Annotated in this window: 17 protein-coding genes, 1 tRNA gene and 1 pseudogene; 12 read left to right on the top strand and 7 right to left on the bottom strand. The window is 72.5% G+C overall.

The window, feature by feature from the left end; all coding sequences use genetic code 11:
- Positions 1–103 precede the first annotated feature (103 nt).
- From tmk to FHX78_RS15595, 5 genes are all read left to right on the top strand, one after another.
- Complete coding sequence (gene tmk, locus FHX78_RS15620; protein ID WP_145868071.1) at positions 104–3,343, top strand: dTMP kinase; 3,240 nt, start codon at positions 104–106, stop codon at positions 3,341–3,343.
- A gap of 243 nt (positions 3,344–3,586) precedes the next feature.
- Positions 3,587–4,792, top strand: coding sequence for a DNA polymerase III subunit delta' (locus FHX78_RS15615; RefSeq protein ID WP_145868070.1), 1,206 nt, complete (start codon positions 3,587–3,589; stop codon positions 4,790–4,792).
- A gap of 173 nt (positions 4,793–4,965) precedes the next feature.
- A complete protein-coding gene (locus FHX78_RS15605) occupies positions 4,966–6,549 on the top strand; it encodes an alpha/beta hydrolase (protein WP_145868069.1) in 1,584 nt (527 codons plus the stop codon).
- A gap of 118 nt (positions 6,550–6,667) precedes the next feature.
- A tRNA-Thr gene (locus FHX78_RS15600) sits at positions 6,668–6,741 on the top strand.
- A gap of 250 nt (positions 6,742–6,991) precedes the next feature.
- The gene (locus FHX78_RS15595) at positions 6,992–7,717 is read left to right on the top strand and encodes a DUF4839 domain-containing protein (RefSeq protein ID WP_145868068.1); all 726 of its coding nucleotides are present in this window, start codon (positions 6,992–6,994) and stop codon (positions 7,715–7,717) included.
- A 1,718-nt stretch (positions 7,718–9,435) separates the two neighbouring features.
- Here the strand turns inward: FHX78_RS15595 and FHX78_RS15580 are convergent.
- A complete protein-coding gene (locus FHX78_RS15580; RefSeq protein WP_167531768.1) occupies positions 9,436–12,573 on the bottom strand; it encodes an eIF2A-related protein in 3,138 nt (1,045 codons plus the stop codon).
- 346 nt (positions 12,574–12,919) lie between these two features.
- Here FHX78_RS15580 and FHX78_RS15575 point away from each other — a divergent pair, with 346 nt between their 5' ends.
- Positions 12,920–13,813, top strand: coding sequence for a glycosyltransferase family 2 protein (locus tag FHX78_RS15575; protein ID WP_145868067.1), 894 nt, complete (start codon positions 12,920–12,922; stop codon positions 13,811–13,813).
- Between the two features lie 436 nt (positions 13,814–14,249).
- Positions 14,250–16,277: pseudogene (locus FHX78_RS15570) on the top strand (AfsR/SARP family transcriptional regulator).
- Here the strand turns inward: FHX78_RS15570 and FHX78_RS15565 are convergent.
- Both FHX78_RS15565 and FHX78_RS15560 read right to left on the bottom strand, forming a co-directional pair.
- On the bottom strand, positions 16,278–17,957 hold the full coding sequence (locus FHX78_RS15565) for a bifunctional 3'-5' exonuclease/DNA polymerase (RefSeq protein ID WP_145868065.1): 1,680 nt from the start codon (positions 17,955–17,957) through the stop codon (positions 16,278–16,280).
- 51 nt (positions 17,958–18,008) lie between these two features.
- A complete protein-coding gene (locus tag FHX78_RS15560; RefSeq protein WP_145868064.1) occupies positions 18,009–18,770 on the bottom strand; it encodes a Clp protease N-terminal domain-containing protein in 762 nt (253 codons plus the stop codon).
- 87 nt (positions 18,771–18,857) lie between these two features.
- Between FHX78_RS15560 and FHX78_RS15555 the strand changes: the two genes are divergently transcribed.
- Complete coding sequence (locus FHX78_RS15555) at positions 18,858–19,973, top strand: DUF2786 domain-containing protein (RefSeq protein WP_145868063.1); 1,116 nt, start codon at positions 18,858–18,860, stop codon at positions 19,971–19,973.
- An 88-nt stretch (positions 19,974–20,061) separates the two neighbouring features.
- On the opposite strand, the gene FHX78_RS15550 is transcribed toward FHX78_RS15555, so the two are convergent.
- From FHX78_RS15550 to rpmB, 4 genes are all read right to left on the bottom strand, one after another.
- The gene (locus tag FHX78_RS15550; protein ID WP_145868062.1) at positions 20,062–20,592 is read right to left on the bottom strand and encodes a DUF4232 domain-containing protein; all 531 of its coding nucleotides are present in this window, start codon (positions 20,590–20,592) and stop codon (positions 20,062–20,064) included.
- A gap of 89 nt (positions 20,593–20,681) precedes the next feature.
- Complete coding sequence (locus FHX78_RS15545) at positions 20,682–21,248, bottom strand: hypothetical protein (RefSeq protein WP_145868061.1); 567 nt, start codon at positions 21,246–21,248, stop codon at positions 20,682–20,684.
- A 338-nt stretch (positions 21,249–21,586) separates the two neighbouring features.
- Positions 21,587–21,892: a 30S ribosomal protein S14 gene (gene rpsN, locus FHX78_RS15540; RefSeq protein WP_145868060.1), complete on the bottom strand. Its 306-nt coding sequence runs from the start codon at positions 21,890–21,892 to the stop codon at positions 21,587–21,589.
- Between the two features lie 66 nt (positions 21,893–21,958).
- The gene (rpmB, locus tag FHX78_RS15535; protein ID WP_145868059.1) at positions 21,959–22,195 is read right to left on the bottom strand and encodes a 50S ribosomal protein L28; all 237 of its coding nucleotides are present in this window, start codon (positions 22,193–22,195) and stop codon (positions 21,959–21,961) included.
- A gap of 74 nt (positions 22,196–22,269) precedes the next feature.
- On the opposite strand from rpmB, the gene rpmG reads away from it, so the two are divergent.
- Genes rpmG through rpsR form a run of 4 tightly spaced genes read left to right on the top strand, consistent with a single transcriptional unit; the run spans position 22,270 to position 24,081 of the window.
- Complete coding sequence (gene rpmG / locus FHX78_RS15530) at positions 22,270–22,434, top strand: 50S ribosomal protein L33 (protein ID WP_145868058.1); 165 nt, start codon at positions 22,270–22,272, stop codon at positions 22,432–22,434.
- A gap of 8 nt (positions 22,435–22,442) precedes the next feature.
- Positions 22,443–22,697 carry a type B 50S ribosomal protein L31 gene (locus tag FHX78_RS15525; RefSeq protein ID WP_145868057.1) on the top strand — a complete coding sequence of 85 codons (255 nt, stop codon included), beginning with the start codon at positions 22,443–22,445 and terminating at the stop codon, positions 22,695–22,697.
- Complete coding sequence (locus FHX78_RS15520; protein WP_145868056.1) at positions 22,694–23,842, top strand: CobW family GTP-binding protein; 1,149 nt, start codon at positions 22,694–22,696, stop codon at positions 23,840–23,842. Before FHX78_RS15525 ends, FHX78_RS15520 begins: the two co-directional genes overlap by 4 nt.
- A 5-nt stretch (positions 23,843–23,847) precedes the next feature.
- On the top strand, positions 23,848–24,081 hold the full coding sequence (rpsR, locus tag FHX78_RS15515) for a 30S ribosomal protein S18 (RefSeq protein WP_145868055.1): 234 nt from the start codon (positions 23,848–23,850) through the stop codon (positions 24,079–24,081).
- Positions 24,082–24,192: the final 111 nt, after the last annotated feature.

Here is a 24,192-nt window from a genome sequence, read left to right as displayed (position 1 = left end):
AAGGGTTCGGAATGCGAACGCCCCGGCAACACTTCGGTGTCGGGGCGTGTGCATGTCAGGCGCGTCGTGCCGGGCTGTCGGCGCGGGCCGATAGGCTGAACGCATGACGCGAGCCGAGCCCCCAACGGCCCCTCAACCCGCCCCCGACGACGCGCTGGTCGCGGACTCCCGAGAGCGTGCCGTCCGCGCCCTGCTGCGCCGGCCGCAGCTGAAACGGCTGTGGAGCGCACAGCTCGTGGGCGGGGTCGGCGACGTCCTCGCCCTCCTGGTGCTGGTCCTCCTCGCCCTCCAGGCGGCGGTCGCCGAGGGCTCCTTCGGCGGGGGGTACCGGGGAGCGGCGTTCGCAGTGGCGACCGTTTTCGGCGTGCGCATCCTGGCGACGCTGCTCTTCGGCGCCGTACTCCTCGGCCCCCTCACCTCGCTCACCTCGCACGACGGCCCGCTGGACCGCCGCTGGACCATGGTCGGCGCGGACGGGGTGCGGGCCGCGCTGCTGATCGTGGCGCCGCTGTGGATCGACTGGACGCCCGAGGACGCGCTGGCCGTCCTCCTCGTCACCGCTTTCGTCACCGGCGTCGCCGAGCGGTTCTGGACGGTGTGCCGCGAGAGCGCCGCGCCCGCGCTGCTGCCCGCGCCGCCGCCGGAGGGCGCGACCGTGCGGCCGCTGCCCGACCACCTGGACGCGCTGCGCCGCCTGTCGCTGCGCACGAGTTTCGTGGCGATACCGCTCGCGGCCGTCGCGCTCGTCGTCGCGGCCCTGTTCAACAACCTGCTGGGCACGGGCGTCGACTGGTTCGGGGAACACCAGGCGGCCCTCGCCTCGTACGTCGCGGCCGGACTGTTCGCCGCGTCGCTGTCCGTCCTGACCTTCCTGGAGCTGCCCGGCACGCGGACCCCCCGCCCGCGGTCGCCGCTGGAAGGGCTGCGCCGCCCGAAGAGCGTCGGGAGCGCCGAGAAGGGCCGCACCGGGGCGATGCCGCTGCTGGTGCTCGCGTCGGCGTCCGTCGCCGGCGCGGTGGCGGCCGCGGTCGCCGTGTCCGTGCTGCACGCCAAGGACCTGGGCGGCGGCCCCGTGCTCTTCGGCCTGCTGGTCGGCGCGCTGACCGGCGGTGTCGTCGTCGGCATCCGTACGGCGCCCGCCCTGCTGCCGGCCCTGTCGCGCCGCCGGCTGCTCGCGATCGCGCTCGCCTTCACCGGTGTCGCGCTGCTGGCCGCCGGACTCGTCCCGGACGTCACCAGCGTGCTGCTGATCATGGCGCTGGCCGGCGTCGGCGCGGGCATGGCCGCCAACACCGGACACACCCTGCTCGACCAGGAGACCGAGGACCAGCGCCGCGCCCGCACCACCGAGCACCTGCACGCGGTGGTCCGGGTCCTCGTGGCGCTCGGCGCGGTGATCGCCCCGGTCGTCGCCGCCGGCATCGGGCCGCACCGGCTGGAGAACGGCCGGTTCGTCTTCGCGCACGGCGGCGCCGCCTTCACGCTGATGCTGGTGGGCGCGCTGCTGCTGCCGGTGGCCGCGCTGGTGCTGGCCAAGGTCGACGACCGTTCCGGGGTGCCGCTGCGGCAGGACCTGCGGGACGCGCTGCTCGGCGGGGACGACCCCGATCAGGCGCCCGCCACCGCCGGCTTCTTCATCGCCCTGGAGGGCGGCGACGGCGCCGGGAAGTCCACCCAGGCCGAAGCCCTCGCCGAGTGGATCCGGGCCAAGGGCCACGAGGTCGTCCTCACCCGTGAACCGGGGGCGACGCCGGTGGGCAAGCGACTGCGCTCCATCCTGCTGGACGTCTCCAGCGCCGGTCTGTCGCACCGCGCGGAGGCGCTGCTGTACGCCGCGGACCGCGCGGAGCACATCGACACCGTCGTACGGCCCGCCCTGGAGCGCGGCGCGGTCGTCATCAGTGACCGGTACATCGACTCCTCGGTGGCCTACCAGGGCGCCGGGCGCGATCTGTCGCCGACCGAGATCGCCCGCATCAACCGCTGGGCGACCAACGGGCTGGTTCCGCACCTGACGGTGCTCCTCGACGTGGCGCCGGAGACCGCGCGGGAACGCTTCACCGAGGCGCCCGACCGGCTGGAGTCGGAGCCGGCCGAGTTCCACGCGCGCGTGCGGGCCGGCTTCCTCACGCTGGCCGCCGCCGACCCGGGCCGCTACCTGGTGGTCGACGCCGGTCAGGAACCGGAGGCGGTCACCGCGGTGGTCCGGCACCGGCTCGACCATGTGCTGCCGCTGTCCGAGGCCGAGATCGAGGCCCGCGAGGAAGCCCGTCGCAAGGCCGAGGAGGAGGCCCGCCGCAAGGCGGAGGAGGAGGCGGCCCGCAAGGCCGAGGAGGAGCGCCTGGAGCGCGAGCGCCAGGAGCAGCTGGCGCGGCTGCGCGCCGAGGAGGAGGAGCGCAAGCGGCGCGAGCTGGAGGAGGCGCAGCGGCGCGAGGCCGAGCGGCAGGCGGAGGAGGCCCGGCAGCGGGCCGAGGAAGCGCGCCGCCGCGCGGAGGAGGAGCGTCAGCGGCTGCTCGCCGAGGAGAAGGCGCGCGCCGAGGAGGAGGCCCGCCGCAGGGCCGAGGAGGAGCGCCGCCGCAAGCAGGCCGAGGAGGAGGCGCGGCTGCGCGCCGAGGCCGAGGCGCTGCGCCTGGAGAAGCAGCGCAAGGCCGAGGAGGCGCTGCTCCGCGCGGAGGAGGCCCGACGGCTGGCCGAACAGGCGGCGGCCGCGGCGGAGGCGGGGCCGAAGACGACGGGCGGTCCCGCGGACCCGCGGTCCACCGGGACCGGTGCTCCTGCGGAGCGGCGGTCGTCGGCGGGCGGTGCCGGCCGGCCGGGGGCCGAGGAGGCGGCGACCGTGCCGACGCCGGTGGTGACGCCGACGAACGCGTCGGGCGGACCGGTGGACGAGACGGCGGTGCTGCCCCGGGTGCCGGAGGAGGACGCCGGGCGGCGGCCCGGAGCCCGAGGGGTTTCCGACGCCGAGGTGACGACCGAGCTTCCGGTTCCGCCGGTCCCGCCGGGCGCGGCCGACGAGACGGCCGTGCTGCCGCCCGTACGGGGTGACGAGCAGGGGCCCGCGGACCGGGTGCCGCCCGGCTACTTCCGGGACGAGCGTCCGTCGAGCGGTTACGACAGTTACGGTGGCTACGGCGGCTCCGACGGACCCGAAGGCGTCGAGGACCGTACCCGCGAGCTGCCCCAGGTCGATCCCGAGGGCCCGGAGCCCCGGCGCAGGCAGCGCTCCGACTGGGCCGAGGAGACCCCGCTGGACGACCTGCCGACGCTGGCGGACGAACTGCTGGGCCCGCGTGACGACGACTACGGCGACGACGGCGGACGGGGCCGGGGCGGCCGGCGCTGAGTGAACCCGGACACCGGTCGGCGCTGACGACCGGTGTCCGGGCCGTCGGTCTCGGATCGTCGGACTCCGGTCCGTCGCTTCCGGATCGTCGGTCTCCGGCCTGTCGGTCTCCCGGCCTGTCGGACTGCGGACCATCGGTTTCCGGATCGTCGGTCTCCGGGGTCCGGTCGTTGTCAGTGGCCACCCGCACAATGGATGCCGTAGGACGGACGTGGCGGATGTGACGGAAGGACGGGCTGACCCATGACCGTGTGGGACGACCTGGTCGGGCAGGAGCGGGTGAGCGAGCAGCTCACCGCCGCCGCCCGGGACGCCGACGCGCTCGTCACCGCCGTGGCGACCGGCGCGCCCCCGCCCGAGGCGTCGAAGATGACGCACGCCTGGCTGTTCACGGGCCCGCCCGGCGCGGGGCGCAACCAGGCGGCGCGTGCCTTCGCCGCCGCGCTCCAGTGCGTCAGCCCCGACCGCGCCCTCGGCGGCAGCCCCGGCTGCGGCTTCTGCGACGGCTGCCACACCGCCCTGGTCGGCACCCACGCCGACGTCTCCTCGATCGCCGCCGTCGGGTCGGAGATCCTCGTGAGGGACATGCGCGACACCGTGCGCAAGTCGTTCACCGCCCCGGCGAACGGCCGCTGGCAGGTCATCCTCGTCGAGGACGCCGAGCGGCTGAACGAGAAGTCCGCCAACGCCGTCCTCAAGGCGGTGGAGGAGCCCGCCCCCCGCACCGTCTGGCTGCTGTGCGCCCCCTCCATCGAGGACGTCCTGCCGACGATCCGGTCCCGCTGCCGCCACCTCAACCTGAGCACGCCCTCGGTGGACGCGGTGGCCGACATGCTCGTCCGGCGCGAGGGCATCGAGCCGGACGTCGCCGCCGCCGTCGCCCGTGCCACCCAGGGGCATGTCGACCGCGCCCGCCGCCTGGCCACCGACCCGGCCGCCCGGGAGCGCCGGGCCTCCGTGCTGAAGCTGCCGCTGCGCGTTGAGGACATCGGCGGCGCGCTCAAGGCCGCGCAGGAGCTCGTCGACGCCGCCGCCGAGGACGCCAAGCAACTCGCCGAGGAGATGGACGGCAAGGAGACCGAGGAACTGAAGGCGGCGCTCGGTGCGGCCCAGGGAGGCCGCCTGCCGCGCGGCACGGCAGGTGTGGTCAAGGAACTGGAGGAGATGCAGAAGCGCCGCAGAACGCGCACCCAGCGCGACAGCCTGGACGTCGCCCTCGCCGACCTGACCAGCTTCTACCGCGACGTCCTCGCCCTCCAGCTCGGCACCCGCGTCGCCCTCGCCAACGCGGAGGCCGAGGACGCGCTGGAGCGACTGGCCCGCGCCGGCTCCCCGGAGTCCACCCTGCGCCGGATCGAGGCGATCGCCGCGTGCGGCGAGGCCCTCGACCGCAATGTGGCCCCGCTCCTCGCGGTGGAGGCGATGGCGATGGCCCTCAGAGCGGGCTGAAAGCGAAGCCCCGGGGCGGCAGCCGCGGCAGCCGCGGCAGCCAAGGCGGCCGGGGCAGCCGGGGTGGCAGGGGCGGCCGTGGTGGCCGCGCGAGCCGCCTCCCGTCGTCACTCGTACGAGGCACGACGCGTACGTAGAGCACTCATGTCGTCGCACAGAGTTACGCTCGCGGTATGTACTCAAGGCGCATTCTCCGCAGAACCCGTACCGGAGCCTGGCTGCTCGCCGCCGCGCTGCTGGTCTCCGGCTGCTCCTCCGAAGACGCGACGAGCGCCGGATCGGCGGCTGCGGAGGAGCCGGCGGCCGCCCTCGCCCCCCTGCCCCGCTCCACCCCCGCGTCCCTCACGCGGTACTACGAGCAGAAGCCGGCCTGGCGCGACTGCGGTGTCTCCGGCTTCCAGTGCGCCACGCTGAAGGCGCCGCTCGACTACACCGAACCGTCCGCGGGCGACGTCCGCCTCGCCGTCACCCGCAAGAAGGCCACGGGCCCCGGGAAGCGGCTGGGCTCGCTGCTGGTCAACCCCGGCGGACCGGGCGGCTCGGCGATCGGCTACGTCCAGGCGTACGCCGGAATCGGCTACCCGGCCGACGTGCGCGCCCGCTACGACATGGTGGCCGTGGACCCCCGGGGCGTCGCCCGCAGCGAACCCGTCGAGTGCCTGGACGGGCCCGAGATGGACGCGTACACCCGCACGGACATCACGCCGGACGACGCGAAGGAGACGGACGCGCTGGTCGCGGCGTACAAGAAGTTCGCCGAGGGGTGCGGGGCGGACGCGCCGAAGCTGCTGCGCCATGTGTCCACCGTCGAGGCGGCCCGCGACATGGACATCGTGCGGGCCGCGCTGGGCGACAGGAAGCTGAACTTCGTCGGGGCCTCGTACGGCACCTTCCTCGGGGCGACGTACGCCGGACTGTTCCCGGACCGCGCGGGGCGTCTCGTGCTGGACGGCGCCATGGACCCCTCGCTGCCCGCGCGGCGGCTCAACATGGAGCAGACGGGGGGCTTCGGCACGGCGTTCACCGCCTTCGCCAAGGACTGCGTACGGCACGGCGACTGCCCCCTCGGCGGCCGGGACACGGCTCCCGCGCGGGCCGGCGAGAACCTCAAGGCGTTCTTCGACAGGCTCGACGCCCGGCCGATGCCGACCGGCGACACCGACGGCCGCCGGCTCACCGAGTCGCTGGCGACGATCGGCGTGATCGCGGCCATGTACGACGAGGGGGCCTGGCCGCAACTGCGCGACTCGCTGACCACCGCGATGCGGGAGAACGACGGCGCCGGACTCCTCGCCCTCTCCGACAGCTACTACGAACGCGACGCCGGCGGTGGCTACACCAACCTGATGTTCGCCAACGCGGCCGTGAACTGCCTCGACCTCCCGCCCGCGTTCGACTCCCCGGACCAGGTGCGGCGGGCCCTCCCCGCCTTCGAGAAGGCGTCCCCGGTCTTCGGCGAGGGCCTCGCGTGGGCGTCGCTGAACTGCGCGTACTGGCCGGTGGGGGCCACGGGTGAGGCGCGGCGCATCGAGGCGAAGGGCGCGGCCCCGATCGTGGTCGTCGGCACCACCCGCGACCCGGCGACCCCGTACCGCTGGGCCGAAGCCCTGGCCGGCCAGCTCTCCTCGGCCCGCCTCCTCACCTACGAGGGCGACGGCCACACCGCCTACGGCCGCGGCAGCGCCTGCGTCGACTCCGCGATCAACGCCTACCTGCTCGACGGCACCCCGCCCAGGAAGGGAAAGCGCTGCTCATAGCGGTACGGCCCGCCCCGGAGGCAGCCACCGCGGCCCGCCTCCGGGGCCGGTACGAAGCACCCTCGGAAACTGTGTAGACTTACCGGCGTTGCTGATCGCACCATGGTGCACGCAGCGCGCCGCCTTAGCTCAGATGGCCAGAGCAACGCACTCGTAATGCGTAGGTCTCGGGTTCGAATCCCGAAGGCGGCTCCGAGAAACCCCAGGTCGCATAGCTCGTGACCTGGGGTTTTGCATGTTCAGGGCTTGACGTGTCACCTGACCGAGGTGCCGTGACTTCGCTTGCGTGAGCGATACGTGAGCGGAGGGGCGTGCCGGGTGTCTGGTCCGAGCGGAGTACCGAACCTCATTGGGTGGTGTCGGGGACGCCAAGTTCCTAGCGGAGTGTCCTTATGCTCGCGAGGCAGTTGGTATGAGCAGTCCATCTAGGGGGCGGAGCCGCATGGCCGACGAGATCAAGTACGAGTACAAGGCCGTGCAGACAGTTCGCGGCACCAGCGGCTTGGTGATCTCGAAGATGGAGAAGGACGGCTGGGAGCTCGTGGAACAGGCCCAGGGCACGCTTCGCTCCACCCTCGAATTCCGTCGGCCGAAGAAGCCGCAGCCGTGGCTCCTGATTGGCGCGGCGGCCGCCGTCCTCGTGATCCTGACCATCGTCATCGGCGCTGCCTCTGCACTCAGCGACGGAGGCGAGAAGAAGGGCGAGTCAGACAAGTCAGCGGCCGCTGCGAGTGAAAAGCCCTCCGCTACGCCGACTCCGACCGCAGCCGAGTCGGCTGCCACTGAGGTGATCACGCCTCAGAACAACCCGGAGTTCGCAGCGCTGCTGAAGGCAGACTCGTGCGACGACGCGAACCTGGACTTCGCTACCAGACACGAGGGCCAGACGGTCGCGTTCAACGGGTCGATCGTTCACATGGCACCCCACGGTGACTACGACACCCGCTACGACTTCCTCCTGGGCCCAGGCGACAAGGGACCGAACACGACGGTCGGCCCGGCCTTCAAATACGAGGACGTCAACATCTTTGACCTGAGACTGACCGGCAAGAAGATTCCCGCCCTCGTCGGCGCAGGCGACAAGTTCCGTTTCGTCGCCGAGGTAGGAGAGTTCAACGCGGACCAGTGCGTCTTCTTCCTCGACCCGATCTCGACGGGCATCCGGTAGTCAAGATGGGCAACCGCCTCATCACGGACCAGCGAGCCCGACCATTTTTCAGCGGTGATCATTTCCAGATTCCGTTGAGGGCGAGGGCGGCACGGGCGATGTCGCCGATCCGGCTGGGGCTGAGGGTGACGTGCTGCGGGGCGCGCCAGCGTTGGTTGAGTTCGGGGGCAGCGCGTGGTTGAGGCTCTAACGCCTACCGGGTATTGCGGCTAAACAGGGTCCAGTGCCAGGCGGCCCCACGGTGACGGGTATCGAACTCGTTCAATTCGATCCAGCCAGCTTTCCATTTCCCCCTACCGTGATACTTCGCCCGGCATGAACACTGACAGTTGGGGCCCGCTGCGTGACGGCAGGCTCCGTTGCACCTCTCGAGCGGGTTGAACTCTCGCCCGAGCATGATTACCTTGTTGTAGCGAAGGAGGTGCCGTGCCAGCTCGAGGAAGTGACGGGTGGGCACACTCCAACAGCCCCTTCTCTCGTTCCATTTGAGGCCGTGTGTGCTCGGCAAGAAGCGGCCGATGAATCGCCGTTGCTCCCCTCGGTTCTTACCAGGAAGCCACACGTCTGCCGGGCCCGAGCCGGGTAGCATGACGGCCACGTAGTGGCGACCTTCATGCATAGGGAGCAGCTCTGGCGCTGGCACTGGGTCGTCATCATGGGAATCCGCGGTGCGGGAGGCGGTGTCGTGGGCGGCTCGAAGTTTCTGGCGGCGTCTGGCCTTCGCCGCCAGTTCGGTCTGATAGCGATCTAATGCCACGCCCCTCAGCCAGCGAACGTGTGCGGATGAGCGGTAGGTGGCTGGGCAGAGGGAGGACGAGTACGTCTCCCTCCAGTGCGGGACGATGATGCCACTTCGAAGATCCACGATCTGATGACAGAAGCGACATACGGGCGCACGATCCAAGACGTCCGACCTCCGGTGCGGCGGAAGTGGCCAGCCACCCCCTGCTCTTACCCAGATATACCAACGGTGTGCGGTGTGCAGGGCATAATCAAAGAATTTCGGCAAGTGCTTCTTGGTCAACCGGAGGTGGCGGCGGCAGACTGACTACCCAACGGGGGCTGGGTAACGCCACCCTCAGGATGACGTCTTTGCGCGTCAGCCCCCAGGGAGGGCTAGGTCAACAGGCCATAGCCTGCTTGTGACATGTGGTAGGGGCGCTCGCCGGGTGGCTGGCGAGAGTGATACGTGCGTGGTGGTGCCGAGATGCCGACGAGCCGGGCTTCTTCCGCTTCGCCCTTGGGCTCTTCTTCTTTCCTTCGGCCTGTGCCCTTTCCCGGGCTTCGCCTTCTTCGCCGCCTTACGGGCCTTCTCCGCTTCGGCTTTCCGCTGGAGCGGGACCAGCTTGGCGGTGGCCTCGGCGGCGCTCTTGCCGACGTGAGGGAGGACGCTCTGGTAGATGTCCCGCGTGATCCGGGTGTCGCTGTGTCCGAGGGTGTCCGACACGATCTGCGTGAGCGCTGCGTGAGCGGACTGGTCGGCACCAGGTTGGACCAGCCGTCACGCCGATCAAGGTCGCGCTCCTCTGATCTGCGGAAATGGGATTGAGCGGTACCGCCCAGCAGCACCCGTCACGATCTTGCAGGCCCTCGTAATGCGTAGGTCTCGGGTTCGAATCCCGAAGGCGGCTCCATGGAAGGCCAGGTCAGATGTCTGCTGACCTTGCCTTTGGCGGTGTGTGGTGCGGGGGCGGCATGGCGGGCGTTCGTTTATCCGGTCACTGTGGTCCGGGCTTTGGGCACGGCTGACGGAAGGCGGGGCCCGCCGGTACGTGAGCGCGCCACTGTTCGGCAGTGAACGCACCCCTTGCCCACTCGCACAGCGAGCGCACCGGGTCCACGGTCGGTTCGACGTCCCACACCCGCACCGTGTCGTCTTCGCTCCAACTGGTGAGCGTCTTGCCGCCGGGACCGAAGCCCACGCCGGTGACGGTGGCGCCGTGCCCTTCGAGGGGGTCGCCGATCTGCTGCCGGGAGGTGACGTCCCAGAGCCGGAGCGTGCGGTCCATGCTGCCGGTGACCAGCGTCTTCCCGTGGGGGCTGAAGGCGACGGAGGTCACGCCGCCGCGGTGGCCGGTCAGCGGCTCGCCGATCTGTCGACGCGTGGCCGTGTTCCAGAGCCGGACGGTGTTGTCGCGGCTCGCGGTCGCGACCGTCGTGCCGTCGGGGCTGAAGGCCATGGCGCTGATCTGCGCGGTGTGGGAGGGAGGCGTCTCGCCGATACGGCGCTGTGTGGCGGCATCCCAGAACGCCACGGTGTCGTCCTCGGTGGTGGTGGCGATCACGCGGCCGTCAGGGCTGAATGCGACATCTACCGCTGTTCTGACATCGAGTGCCTTTCCTTTCTGGCGATGTGTCGCCAGATTCCACAGGCGTACGGAGTTCTCCTCGGAGATGGCGAGGGTCCTGCCGTCGGGACTGAACGCCAGTGCGCCGAGGAACCTGGTGGGGCCGGCCAGTGACGTGCCGATTCGGTGGTGGGTGGTGACGTCCCAGAGTTGGACATGGTGATCCACCGAGTGGAAGCTGGTCGCCAGCACGGTGCCGTCGGGGCTGAAGGAAAGCGCGGCGTCGGTGTTCACGGCGCTGGGGTCCAGCGGATCACCGATCCGGCGACGCGCGGCGACATTCCAGAAGCGCACAGCGCCGTCTCCCGCGACGGCCAGGGTCTGACCGTGAGGGCTGAGCGCTACCGCTCCTTGCTCGCCGGTGTCCCATGTTCCGGTCTGCCGCAGTGTGCGGACGTCCCACAGCCGGACCGTGGTGTCATCACTCGCGGTGGCCAGGGTCGATCCGTCCGGGCTGAAGGCCACCGCCCGGACGGAACTCGTGTGGCCGGTGAAGGGCGCACCTCTCGGGACGTGTCGCGCGATGTCCCAGAGTCGTACGCTGCCGTCGTAGTACGCGGCGGCGAACATCGTCGCGTCGGGGCTGAAGGCCACCGACTCGACCCGCCCTGCGCTTGTGGTGAACGGTTCACCCACTGGTGCTCGGGTGGTGGTGTTCCAGAGCCGGACGCTGCCATCGCCATCGGCGGCGGCGATGATCCTCCCGTCCCGGCTGAACGAGACCGACGAGATGCCGTAGCCGTTTGCCGTCAGTGCCTTGCCGGTCGGAGTGCGGGAATGGGTGTTCCAGAGCTGGAGCGTGTCGTCGGTTCCGGTGGCGAAGGTTTTGCCGTCGGGGCTGAAGGCCACTTCGGTGTTGTAGGTCTTGTCGCCGAGTGGTGCGCCGATCTGGCGGTGCGTCGCCGTGTCCCACAGCCGCACGGCTCCGGAATCGCCGCTGCCACCGGTGACGAGCGTCTTGCCGTCAGGGCTGTAGGCGACCGAATCGATGAACCCGGCATTGGCTTGGAATGCGTCACCGATTTGTGTGTGGCCGGCGACGTTCCAGAGCCGGACAGTGCCGTCGAAACTCGAACTGACCAGAGTCCTGCCGCCCGGCCCGAAGGCCACCGAGGTGACGCCCCGGTTGTGCCCGATGAACGGGGCGCCGATCTGCCGCTGTGTCGCCGCGTCCCAGAGCCGCACCATGCCGTCGTCGCCGCCGGAAGCGATGGTCTCGCCGTCCGGGCTGAAAGCCACCGATCTCACGGGCCAGGTGTGCGCGAGCAAGCCGGACTCCGAGGCAGCGGCGGCGTTGAGGACCGCGAGGTAGGACTCCGGAGTGGGGTCGATCCGCCAGGCCGCCAACGCTTTCAGCCGGGCTCCGAACGGATCACGGGTCGCGAGGAAGGAACTCTGACTGATCAGCTGCTGCGCGACGGCGTGGTCGCGCTGGCGGGCGGCCTCGGCGCGTGCGAGCAGCGCGATGACGGACACCGTGGTCGTGATCAGGAGGAGCAGGAGGAGCAGACTCAGTACGGCGGCGGTGATCCTCGCCGTCCGCAGGTTGCGCCTGGTGTCGCGGACGCCTTCCGACTTCAGGTCGTCCTCTGGGACGCCGCGTACGACGGACGCGATACCGAGGGCGATGTTGTCGACGTCCGGCACGAGATCGGCGCCGTCTTCGGGGCGGTGGAGGGCTGCGGATTTCCAGACCGGTTGGTGCTCGAACCGTCCGGAGAGACGAGTGGGCAGCGCCGTCGAGAGTTCCCGGTCCCAGTCGCCCCGCTGCTCGTCCCAGACCAGCTGTCCTGCCGTCACGACGAGCAGGATCGTGTCGACCGTTCTGTGCTTCAGCCACCACTCGATCTCCCGGTCGACCCAGACGGACGCCTTCGACTCCGGCGACGCCATGACGACGAGCCAATCGGAGCGGGCGAGGCCGGCTTCGATCTTTCCCTGGAGTCGCGGCCCGATCGATACGCCGCTCGCGTCGAGGAAGACCCTGATCCGAGGCGGCCTGTACCAGGGCCGGGACTGCTTTTCGATGGCCCGTTGCAGGTGCGGTAACCATCGGCGGTCGCGCTCCCCGCTGTAGGAGAGGAAGGCGCCGTATCCGAGGTCGGTCCTTATCCGTCTGTGGCGGGCTATGCGGGACCGCAGCCGAGCGAAGGCGGGGGCTCGTTCACGAAGCGGGAGGGGAAAGTGCCTCTTCCTCATGGGGTCGGCAGGTATTCGTGGCCGTTCCAACGCAACGTGACTTTCGAGATGGCACCTTCGGCGCAGCTGGGTTTGCACGAGTTGGAGGATTTGACGATCGATCACGAAGGTATTGTGGATGGCGTCGGACGCGGGGGTGGCGAAGCGCAGTTCGTTCTCATAGATGTCCACGTCGATCGATGTCAGTGCGTCACCGTCGCGGGTGACAGAGGCGATGCACCCCTTGGGGACGTGGGAGTCGGGCCGCCGCACCAGGAACACGCGGACCGCCCCGAGGTCCGGATGCCTGATGTCTCGGTGATCGAGCACCGTACCCGGACACTGCGCGATGTCCGGTGAGATCCGAAGCCATGTCGTATGGGGGCGTCTTTACGAGATCCGACCATCCGCGGCCGCGCCGGCAGCACGACCGGCCGGCCGGCCCCGTTACGAGGGCACGTCCCCGTGAGGGGGAGAGTGGCGCGAGGGTGTCGTCGGTCGAGCCGCGCGGAAGCGGAGTGCGCCCGTTGGTGAACACCGGTCCTTCCCTTGCCGTAGAGAAGGGCGTGTCCGGTGACGCGGCGCGTGGGCGGCCGTGCGGCCTACTCGGGGAGGCCGCGGCGTGAACGGCTAGCATCGCGGGCACAGTCGTCGGCCGGGTTGGGTGAGGTGAGGGATGGAGCCGCCGAGGATCGCCGTCGCCGTGGTGACCATGGGGAACCGGCCCGCCGAGGTGGACGCGCTGCTGGAGTCGGTGGCCAAGCAGGACGTCCCTCCCGCCCGGATCGTGATCGTGGGCAACGGCTGCCCGCTGCCCGAGTTCGCCCGGCGGCTGTCCCTGCCGGGCGAGGTCACCTCCGTCGAACTGGAGGAGAACCTCGGCTGCCCCGGCGGGCGGAACGCGGCGATCGCGCGGTTGCGGGAGTTCGGGGACGTCGATGTCGTCGTCGAACTGGACGACGACGGTCTGCTCGTCGACGCCGACGTGCTGCGCCGCGTCGGCGAGCTGTACGCCGCCGACGAGCGGCTCGGGATCATCGGCTTCCGGATCGCCGACGAACTGGGGGAGACCCAGCAGCGCCACGTGCCCCGGGTCGGGCGGTCGGATCCGATGCGGGGCGGGTACGTCACCGGGTTCCTCGGCGGTGGGCACGCGCTGCGGATGGCGATGCTCGACGAGATCGGCGACTGGCCCGCCGCGTTCTTCTTCGCGCACGAGGAGACCGACCTCGCGTGGCGCGCCGCCGACGCCGGGTGGCGCATCCTCTACGCGCCCGAACTGCTGCTCCAGCACCCGCGCACCTCGCCCGCCCGGCACGCCATCTACTACCGGGTGAACGCACGGAACCGGGTGTGGCTCGCCCGCCGGCGGCTGCCGCTGGTGCTGGTGCCGGTCCATCTCGGGGTGTGGGTGCTGCTCACCCTGGCGCGGAACCGGTCGGGCAGCGGACTGCGGGCGTGGTTCGGAGGCTTCGTGGAAGGGCTGCGGGAGCCGGCCGGGGAACGGCGGGCCATGCGCTGGCGTACGGTGTGGCGGCTCACCCGGCTGGGACGGCCGCCGGTCATCTGACCGAACGCCGGGCGCCCGTTGGCTGTCCGGCCTCCGGACGCGCGTTGGTTTCCCGAGCCCGGACGCCCGTTGGGTGACCGGATCGAGGTCGTCGGTTGGTCCCCTTGTCCTGGGCGTCTGTCGGCTGCCCGGAACCCGGTTGCCCGGACCCCGGTTGCCCGGCCCGTCCGGCCATCCGTCGGGCCCGGCGGTTTTGCCCGCCCGGCAAAGCGATCCAGTGGTGGGGAGGACGAGGGACCCGGTCGCTCACCTCTGCAGACCGGGGGTCCCTCGTTGGCGGATCGGGCCGCGGCGGCGACACTCCCCCGAGCTGCGCGTTCGACGCGCGCGCCCCCGGGCCGGATCCGTTGTAGTGATCACATCAGATCTTGCCAACGGATCGCTAACATATGGCCAATGGTTCTCCGTACGGGCACCCGGAAGGCAGTGGTGCGGCGTGACACGGCGCGGTCTGCGGTTCGGACTGCTGGGGACACCGGTCCTCTACGGCGGTGGTCGCGGGGATGACCGCGAGGCCCCGGACGGGTGCCCGGATTCCGCCCGGATCATCGGGAGCCCCAAACTGCGCACCCTGCTCGCCGCGTTGGTGCTCGACGCCGGGCGCGTCGTCTCCGTGGAGACGTTGAAGGACGTGATGTGGGGCGGGGTGCCGCCGGCCTCCGCGCGACCCTCGCTGCACAATCACGTGGCCCGGCTGCGGCGGATGCTCGACGACCCCGAGCGGCTGGTCACCGTGCCCACCGGGTACGTGCTGCGGGTCGGTGAGGGCGAGGTGGACATCCAGGTCTTCGACGCGCACACCACCGCGGCGCGCGCCGCGCACGCCGGGCGCGACTGGGCGCGGGTGGTACGGGAGTGCACCTCCGCGCTCGCGCTGTGGCGGGGAGCCCCGCTGGCCGGACTGCCGCCCGAGGTGGGCGGATACGCCCTGGTGCGACGGCTGCGGGAGGCGCGGCTGCTGCTCCTGGAGTGGCGGTACGACGCCGAACTCGCCCTCGGCGGAGGGCGCCTGGCCGGACTCGTACCCGAACTGGCGGCGCTGGCCGCCGAGCATCCGCTGCGCGAGGCGTACCACCGGCAGCTGATGCTCGCCCTGCACCGCACCGGCCGCCAGGCGGAGGCGCTGGTGGTCCACCGCGATCTGCGGGCCCGCCTCACGGACGAACTCGGCATCGAGCCGGGGCGGGGTGTGCGCGAGGCCCATGTGGAGGTGCTGCGGGGGAGCGGCGAGCACGCGCCGCACGAGGCGCCGGCAGAGGCAGGAGCAGAGGCAGAGGCAGAGGCAGAGGCAGAGGCAGAGGCACAGGCGCGGGGGCAGGCACAGGCACAGGCTCAGGCAGTGACGGAGGCAGAGGCGGAGGCGGTTGCGGGGCGGGACGAGGGCGGGGGTGTCGTCGTGGTGCGGCCCGCGCAACTCGCGCCGCCCCCGGCGCACTTCACCGGCCGCTCGGAGGTGCGGGAGGAACTGCTCCGGGTGCTCACCCGGCGGCCGCGGGCGGCCGAGCCCGCCGCCGTCGCCGTCATCAGCGGTACGGCCGGCGTGGGCAAGAGCGCGTTGGCGCTGCATGTCGCGCACACGCTGGCGGAACGTTTCAGCGATGGTCAGCTCCAGGTCGACCTGCACGGCGCGACCCCCGGCACGCCTCCCCTCACCCCCGCCCAGGCCCTCACCGCGCTCCTGCGCGACCTCGGTACCGCACCCCGGGACATCCCCGAAGACCCCGACGCCGCCACCGCGTTGCTGCGCTCCCTGCTCGCGCCGACCCGCACGCTCCTGCTCCTGGACGCCGCCACGGACGCCGCGCAGGTGCGGCCACTGCTGCCGGCGGGACCCGGCTGTGCGGTGATCGTCACCAGCCGCTCGCCCCTCACCGCCCTGGACGGGGCCGTCCGCTTCCCCCTCGCCCCGCTCTCCGACGAGGAGAGCGCCGCCCTGCTGCGGGCGGCCTCCGGGCGGGAGGGACTCGGTGCGGGGCATCCCCTGGTGGCGCTCACCGGGCGCCTCCCGCTGGCCCTGCGCATCGTCGCGGCCCGCCTCGCCGCGCGCGGTGCGCTCACGCCGGACGCCCTCGCCGGGCAACTGTCGTCCACCGGCAATCGGTTGCCCCACCTGGAACACGACGACCTGAGCGTCCGCCGCTCGCTGGCCGTCGCGCACGACGCCCTCACCGCCTCCGCACGCGAGGTCGACCGCGACGCGGCCCTCGCCCTGCTGCGCATCGGCGCACTGGACCTGCCCGCCTGCGACGCGCCCCTGCTGGCGCGTCTCACCGGGACCGACGAGGGTCGTGCGGAGGCCGCGCTCAACCGGCTCGTCGACGTGGCTTTCATGGCGGAGACCGCGTACGGCCGTTACGTCCCGCACGACCTGGTCCGCGACTTCGCCCGCGAACGCGCGGCCGCCGGTGCCGGCGAGGAAGCCGCCGGGAGGGCGCTGCCGGGCGGCTCCGGCCCTACGGTCTGATCACTTGGCGTCCGCGTAGCACTCCACCACCGCCGTCGTGAACGGGAACCGCACCGGTGTCCGTCCGAACGTCAGCCGGCCCGCGAGCTCGGCTGCCTCCCGGATCGCCGTGACCACCGCCTCGGCCTCCTCCTCGGGACAGTGCACGATCACCTCGTCGTGCTGGAAGAAGACCAGCTCGCCCGCCATGCCGGACAGGGTCTGCCGCAGCGCGGCGAGCAGCAGCAGCGCCCAGTCGGCGGCGCTGCCCTGGACCACGAAGTTGCGGGCGAAGCGGCCGCGGGCGCGGGAGTCGGTGGAGGCGTAGCCGGGCACCCAGGGGCGGGACTCCTCGTCGGCCGTCGGGATGCCCGCCTCCTCCACCGCGTCGTCCGTCGTACGGGCGGCCGGCGGGCAGGTGCGGCCCAGCCAGGTCCGTACGAGACGGCCCTCCTCGCCCGCGCGGGCGGCCTCGTCGACGTAGGCCACGGCCTTGGGGAAGCGGCGTCTGAGGGCGGCGAGGTTCTTCAGGCCGTCGCCGGAGGTCTGGCCGTAGACCGCGCCGAGGACGGCGAGTTTGGCCTGGGCGCGGTCGCCGGAGAAGGCGCGGTCGGACACCGACTGGTACAGGTCGGTCTCCCGCCCGGCCACCTCCATCAGCCCGGGGTCGCGGGAGATGGCCGCCAGCACCCGGGGCTCCATCTGGTCGGCGTCGGCGACGACCAGCCGCCAGCCCGGGTCGGCGACGACCGCGCGGCGGATCACCTTGGGGATCTGCAGCGCGCCCCCGCCGTTGGTCACCCAGCGGCCGGTCACGGTGCCGCCCGCCAGGAACTCCGGCCGGAAGCGGCCGTCGCGCACCCAGTCCTGGAGCCAGGACCAGCCGTGGGCGACCCAGATGCGGTACAGCTTCTTGTACTCGATCAGCGGTTTCACGGCCGGGTGGTCGACGGACTCGATCTCCCAGCGGCGGGTCGAGGAGATTTTGATGCCCGCCAGGGAGAACGCCTTGACGACCTCGGCCGGCAGATCGGGCCGCACCCGGCGGCCGAAGGCGGCGGACACCTCGTCGGCCAGCTCGGCCAGGCGGCGCGGCTCGCCGCCGCCCGCGTACCGCTCGCCGAGCAGGTCGTGCAGCAGCGCGCGGTGCACGTCCGCGCGCCAGGGCAGCCCCGCGCGGTTCATCTCCGCGGCCACCAGCATCCCCGCCGACTCGGCGGCCGTCAGCAGCCGCATCCGGTCGGGGTGCGCGGTCGCGGCGGTCCGCCGCTGCTGCTCGGCGTAGACCGCGAGGAGGTCCGTCAGCGGGAGCGGGACGCCCCGGGGCTCGAAGAGGGACGACTGCGCGCCCGGTTCGGCCGGGCGCGGCGGCGGATCGGACGGCACGGGGCCGCCGCGCAGCCGGGCCAGGGCGGCCGCGGCCGACCGGGGTTCCCCGTACCGCCCCTCGTGGCCGAGCAGGAGCGTCTCGGCGGCCTCGATGTCGTAGGCCCGCTCCACCCGCACCCCCGCGGCGAGCAGGGTCGGGTAGACCTCGGCGGTGGACCGCCACACCCACCGCGCGACACCGGGACGGCCGCGCACGGCCCCGGCGAGGTCCGCCTCGCGCCGCACCGGACCGGCGGGCAGCCCGTCCGGACCGAGGGGGGCGACGTCGACGCCACCGTCCTCGGCCGGAGCGAGCGCCCACCGGTCGGCCATACCGCGAGTGTCGCAGGGGGGTCTGACAGCCGGCCCGGACACGGATCCGGCTCAGCCCTCCCGCGGGGGTTCGGGCTGCTCCGCGTCCTCCGTCCGTGTGTCGACGTACTGCGCGAGCATCTCGCCGACGTACCGCTCGGTGGCGGCCTTGTCGATGCCCAGACCGCTGAGCAGGCCGGTGCCGTTCTCGTGTTCCAGCAGGGCGAGGAGGAGGTGCTCGGTGCCGATGTAGTTGTGGCCGAGGCGGAGGGCCTCGCGGAAGGTGAGCTCCAGGACCTTCTTGGCCGCCGGGCCGTACGGGACCAGCTCCGGGGCCTCCTCGACGGCCGGCGGGAGCGCCGCGCGGGCGGCCGCGCGGACGGCCTCCACGGTGATGCCCTGCTCGGTGATCGCCTTCACCGCGAGGCCCTGCGGCTCGGCCAGCAGACCGAGGACCAGGTGCTCGGGCAGGCCCTCGGCGTTGCGCGCCTCCCGGGCCTCGTTGTGCGCGGCCATGACGGTGTTGCGGGCGCGGGGCGTGTAGCGGTTGAAGCCCTGGTTCGGGTCGAGGTCGGTGCCCTCCTTCGGTACGAAGCGCTTCTGGGCGGCCTGCCGGGTGACGCCCATGCTCTTGCCGATGTCCGTCCAGGAGGCGCCGGAGCGCCGGGCCTGGTCCACGAAGTGGCCGATCAGGTGGTCGGCCACGTCGCCGAGGTGCTCACCCGCGAGCACCGCGTCCTGCAACTGTTCGAGGGGTTCTTCGTGGACCTTCTTGATGGCCGCGATGAGGTCGTCGAGACGCACGGATGACTTGATGGCTGGGTTCGTCGTCATGTGTCAACCGTAAGTTGACACCCCCACGCTGTCAACCGCGAGTTGACACTTTCGGGTGCATGGTGCGAGTCGTGGCACGATCGGCCCGTGAGTACGTCCAGCACCGTCGACCGCGCCCTGAACGCCGCCCTGTACGACGCCACCGACGCCGCCCTCGACACCGGCGCGTCCCTGCTCGCCGCCGATCCGGCGGCCGACGCCGAACTCGCCCGGCGGGGCGAGGAGTTCGTGGCGGCCGCCTGGCGGCGCGGCTGGCAGCCGGCCGACGTGGTGCGGATCGTCCGGCGCGAACTCGACGACGTCCACGTACGGATCGTCTCGGCGCTGATCCGTGCCCGCGCGCCGCGCGACGACCGGCCGCGGGGGCCCCGCTGGCAGGCCCAGCTCGACGCACTGGGCACGGAACCCGCCCCGCGCGCCGACCGCTTCTCGTACGCCACGGCCGTACTGGAGCTGTACCGCCTGCTGCTGCGGCTGCCCGCCCTCGAACCCCTCGACGAGGCGGTGGCCCCGGGGCCGCGGGACCGGCGGCCGGAGTCGCGCATGCTGGGACGCATCCGCGCGCTGCTCGCCAAGGCGGAGGCGACCGGGTTCCCCGAGGAGGCGGAGGCGCTCAGCGCCAAGGCCCAGGAGCTGATGGCGCGGCACAGCGTCGACGAGGCGCTGCTCGCCGCGCGGGCGCCCGCGGCCGAGACGCCGGACGCGTGCCGGATCGGAGTGGAGCCGCCGTACGAGCAGGCCAAGGCGGTGCTGCTGGACGCGGTGGCCGGCGCGAACCACTGCCGGGCCGTGTGGAACGAAGCGTTCGGCTTCTCCACGGTGGTCGGCTTCACCACCGACCTGGAGGCGGTCGAACTTCTCTACACCTCACTGCTGGTGCAGGCCACGACCGCGATGACCAGGGCGGAGGCCGCGCAGCGGGCGGGCGGACGCAAGCGGACCAAGACCTTCCGGCAGTCCTTCCTCGCGGCCTACGCGCACCGCGTGGGGACGCGTCTCGCGGCCGCCGCGGAGTCGCAGGTGAGCGACGACCTGCTGCCGGTCCTCGCCTCCCGCGCGGTGGCGGTCGCGGACCGTACGGACCGGCTGTTCCCGGAGACGACGACCACGCGGCTGCGCGGGGTGAGCGACGCGGCGGGCTGGGAGGAGGGCGCGAGGGCGGCGGACGACGCGCAGGTCGGGAACCGCCCGCGCCTGCCCTGAGGGCGCCGCCCTTCGGTCGCCCCGGCCCGCCTGCCGGGTCGTCGTGCGGATCGGGACGTGCCGCGCCTGCCTTGAGTCGGGCGGCGTCTCAGTCGCCCGTCTGCTGGTACGCGCTCACGGAGATCAGGTGGCCGCCCTGCCCGTCGGCCGCGACCGGGCCGTACGACCAGGGGAAGGCCCGGGGCCCGGAGTCGCCGGAGTCGCCGGGCAGGCCGATGTGCAGCTTCACGGCGTCGAAGGATCCGTCGCCGCGCGTGCCGCGTTCGTAGGTGAGCGTGAAGGACGCGGAGGCGCCCTTCGCCAGCGTCAGCTTCTGGGCCGTCGCCCCCTCGGCCGGCGGCACCTCGACGGCGGACTCGCCGGTGCCGGTGAGCCGCACCTCGGGGAAGCCCTCCAGGGTGCAGGGCTCGCCGCGGTTGGTGAGGGTGACGGGAACCTCACCGGTGTCCCCGGCGGCCGGCGCGGCGCTCGCGGGTCCGGCCTCCAGGCTCACCGAGCCGGCCGAACAGGCGGTGCTCTCCTGCTTCGCGTCGCTGTCTCCGGCGTCGCCCGTGGTGCCGCAGGCGGTGAGCAGGAGCAGGGCGGCGAGGGCCGGAACGGCGGTCGGCGTGGCGCGCATGAGTGATCCCCTGGGTTCGTGGAGGTGCCCGGCGATCATCATCACGCACGCGCCCCCGATTCTCCCCGCCGACGGACCGGGCGACGGGGCTACGACCCCGGCCCCGCCGTCGGCAGATCCGTCGGAAGGGTGCCGCCCTCGGCCTTGGTGTAGGTCTCGGTGCCGAGCGCGCCCTCCCAGGTGACCTTCAGGGAGGTCCTGCCCACGGAGCCGATCGTGCCGTTCGTCCGGCCCTCGGCCCCGTCGGCGCACTTCAGGCGGATCGACCGGGTCCCGGCGCTCTCCCGCGCGGTGCCGCTGCACACGGTGCCGCCCGTGACGAAGAGGGCGGCTTCCTCGCCGTTGAACATCAGGGCCAGGGCCTTGCCGTCGGCGGTGGTGAACCAGCTGCCCTCCAGGGCGTCCGCCGGGGCGTCGCTCGCACCGGAATCTCCTGTGCCGCCGCCGGTGTCCGCGGTCGCCGTGGCCGACGGGGTGGGGGTGGCCGTGGACCCGTCCGAGTCGTCGGGGCCGTCCCCGCCGCAGGCGGTGAGCCCGAGCGCGCCCGCCAGGGCCAGGGCCGCGGCGGCGACCCGTGCGTGCCGGGGGCGCCGGGGGCGCGACGGGCGCGACGCCGACGGTGCGGGCGGGTACGACACCGAAGCCTGCGAAGTCACTGCGTCTCCCCCAGCTGTGGCCGGCCCCGTCGGCCGGACGACCGCAGTCAGCTAACAGGAACCACCCGCCGGCCCACCAGCCCCACGACCCGGCTCCCCCCCCGCACCCGAGCGCGCCCGAAGGACCCCCGGGCGCGCACGGGGGCAGACGCCCTGCGGAACCCGTCGGCGCGCTCCCGGAACCCGCCCGCCCGCGCCCGGGGAAGCGGCCCGCGCCCGGGGAAGCGGCCCGCGCCCGGGGAAGCGGCCCGCGCCCACAGGAAACGGCCCCGCGCGCCATAGCCGCCCGCGCAGAAAGACTCGGGCGCGCACGGGGCAGACGCCCACCGGAACCCCCGCTACCAGGAGGCCTTCCGCACCCCCGGCAGATATCCCGCGTGTGCCTGCTGCCGCACGCCCACGCGGGAGAGGCCGAACGCGCGGAGGTATCCGCGCGGACGTCCGTCCACCTGGTCGCGGTTGCGCACCCGGGTGGCGCTCGCGTCACGCGGCTGACGGCGCAACTCGCGCTGCGCCTCCGCCCGTTCCTCCGCCGTGGAGGACGGCCGCCGGATGATCTCCTTCAGCTCCGCCCGCCGCGCGGCGTACCGCGCGACGACCTCCTGCCGCTGGTCGTTCTTAGCGATCTTGCTCTTCTTCGCCATGCCGCTGCTCCGTCTTCTCCCGCTCGCCTGTCCTGGCCGTCTTCTCCGTCTTCTCCGCCTTCTCCGTCAGACCTTCACGCCGCGCGCGCGGATGCGCGCCACCGCCGCCTCGACCCCGATGGTGTCGACCGTCTTGATGGCCCTCGCGCTCAGCCGCAGCCGTACGTGGCGGCCCTCGCTCGGCAGCCAGTAGCGCTTGGACTGGATGTTCGGGTCGAAGCGGCGGGACGTGCGCCGGTGGGAGTGGGAGATCCGGTTGCCGAAGCCCGGCTGGGCCCCGGTGAGCATGCAGTGCGCGGACACGAGTGATGCACCTCTCTCGGAAGTCGTTCCCACACCATTATGTAAATGGGAATCATTTTCAGTAAGGTACCAGCATGGCACGCAACGAACTCCGCCCGGTCATCAAGCTCCGGTCCACCGCCGGCACCGGCTTCACCTACGTGACCCGCAAGAACCGCCGCAACGACCCGGACCGTCTGACGCTGCGCAAGTACGACCCCATCGCCGGACGGCACGTCGACTTCCGAGAGGAGCGCTGAACACCGCCATGCGCAAGGGAATCCACCCGGCCTACGGCCCCGTCGTCTTCCGCGACCGCGCCGCCGGCTACGCCTTCCTCACCCGCTCCACCATGACGAGCGAGAAGACCGTCGAGTGGGAGGACGGCAACACCTACCCGGTCGTCGACGTCGAGATCTCGAACGTCAGCCACCCCTTCTACACGGGCACCGCGCGCGTCCTGGACACCGCCGGTCGCGTGGAGCGGTTCGAGCGCCGCTACGGCAAGGGGGGAGCGGCGTGACGCTGTCCGTGGCCCTCGTCGGCGGGCTGCACGCCGACGCCCGCAGGGCAGCCGTCGCCCGGCTGCTCGCCGACGTGCCCGGCAGTGTCGTCCTCCACCACGACCTGGAGACGGCCACCGCCGGCACGGTCGTACGCACCGTGCGGGACGCCACCGGCCTGCTCTCCGCGGGCGAGGCGCCCCTCGTCAACGACTGCGCCTGCTGCGCGCTGCGCGAGGACCTCGTCCCCGAGCTCGAACGGCTCGCGGACGCGGGGGACACCCCGCTCGCCATCGTCGAACTGTGGGACTCCGTCGAGCCGAAGGCCATGGCGGAGGTGGTCACCGCCGGCGGCTTCACCGTCACCGGCGTGATCACCGCCGTCGACCCGGCACTGCTGCTGCCGTACCTGGGCAACGGCGACGACCTCGCCGAGGGCGGGCTCGCCGCCGCGCCCTCCGACCAGCGCACCGTCGCCGACACCTTCGCGCGCCAACTGGAGTACGCGCCCGTCCTGGCCCTCGCCGACTCCCCGGAGGCCGACGAGGCGGACCGGGAGCTGCTCGCCCAGCTGCATCCGACGGCGCACCGGGTCCCGATCGGCGAGGACGGCCCGGCGGGCCGCCGCTCCCTCCTCGCGGCGGCCGCGCTGGCCGGCTTCGACGTGGAGGCGGCCGCCGCCGCCCAGCACCCGGCGTGCGCGCTGCTGCCCGCCGAGGCCGACGCGCACGGTGTGTCCACCCTCGTCTGGCGCCGGCACCGCCCCTTCCACCCCGAGCGCCTGTACGCCGCGCTGGAGGACCTGACCTGCGCGGCGGCGCGCAGCCGGGGCCGGTTCTGGCTCGCCGACAAGCCGGACACGCTGTACCACTGGGACGCGGCGGGCGGCGCCCTGTGCGTGGAGAGCGCGGGCCCCTGGCTGGGCTCGCTGCCGGACGCGGCCTGGGAGATGGTCCCGCCGGTGCGCCGGGCCGCCGCCGCGCTGGACTGGCACCCCGAGCACGGCGACCGCTGCCAGCACCTCGTCTTCACCTCCCCCGGCCTCGACCGCGACGGGCTCGAACGGCTCCTGGAGTCCTGCCTGCTGACCGACGCCGAGTACGCCGCCGGGCCCGACGCCTGGCAGCGGCTGCCGCACTCCTTCGACACCCTCCTGGAGGTCTGACCACCATGCCCCGCAAGCCCGAGCGCCGGCCCGCCAAGGCCCGCCCCAACCCCCTCGACCAGGCCGGGATCACCTACATCGACTACAAGGACACCGACCTGCTGCGCAGGTTCATCTCCGACCGGGGCAAGATCCGCAGCCGTCGCGTCACCCGGGTGACTGCCCAGCAGCAGCGGCAGCTGGCCCGGGCGGTCAAGAACGCCCGGGAGATGGGGCTGCTGCCCTACTCGACCCGTTGAACGGGTCGAACGGGTTGAACGGGAAAACACCGCCACCGTCGGCATGAGGAGAAGACGAGGGGAAAGACGAGGGAACAGGAAGTGCCCCGCCCGCGTCTCTAAGGTGAGCGG

Source organism: Streptomyces capillispiralis, from assembly GCF_007829875.1.
Taxonomy (GTDB): domain Bacteria; phylum Actinomycetota; class Actinomycetes; order Streptomycetales; family Streptomycetaceae; genus Streptomyces; species Streptomyces capillispiralis.
Note: the sequence above shows the minus strand (reverse complement) of the source record. Positions and strands in the feature narration are given on the sequence as shown.